This is a genomic window from Corallococcus sp. AB049A, from assembly GCF_003668885.1.
GTDB classification, from domain to species: Bacteria; Myxococcota; Myxococcia; order Myxococcales; family Myxococcaceae; genus Corallococcus; species Corallococcus interemptor.
Genome location: NZ_RAWL01001026.1, coordinates 1 through 466, shown reverse-complemented (window position 1 = coordinate 466; position 466 = coordinate 1). Strand labels below are relative to the sequence as shown.

The 466-nt window shown below is 64.2% G+C and carries 2 protein-coding genes; both read left to right on the top strand.

Translation table 11 applies throughout. The features are described 5' to 3' along the window. The first annotated feature begins 117 nt into the window (after positions 1 to 117). Positions 118 to 276 (top strand): hypothetical protein, encoded by a 159-nt coding sequence (locus tag D7X55_RS43875; protein WP_154267700.1) that lies wholly within the window; start codon positions 118 to 120, stop codon positions 274 to 276. After that, positions 276 to 466, top strand: a 191-nt coding sequence (locus D7X55_RS40705) for a hypothetical protein (protein WP_199747389.1), incomplete at its 3' end; no start/stop codon positions are given. The genes D7X55_RS43875 and D7X55_RS40705, both read left to right, overlap by 1 nt.

The window sequence follows — 466 nt, the reverse complement described above, 5'->3', positions numbered from 1 at the left end:
GATGGAAGTGCTGCGGGTCGTCTCGCGCATGGAGCAGGACTGCCGCTACCGGCAGGTCAACACCCTCAACGCCGTGCGCCGCTACGCGGAGCGCGAGCTGAAACCGCACTACCCGTGATGCGTGACCCGATCACCGACGCCTTCATCGACGAGGCGCTCATCGGCTTCGACATCGACGAAGCCTTCGGCATTTCCGCCGACACCCCGTTGACCGCCGCCGCTGACCTGTGGCGCGCGGGCATCTATCTCCCGACCAACTACGAGACCGACAACTGATGGCAACCAAGAAGCGCGAACGATTCGTCTCCCCCAAGGGCACCGCCGTGTGGCCGCGCCTGAACGAACCGGACACCAAGTTCAAGCCGGAAGGCGAATACACCGTGAGCCTGGCGTTCGACCCGAACGACAAGGACTTCAAGGCGCTGGCGAAGAAGCTGGAAACCCGGCGCGACGAGCTGTTCCAGGA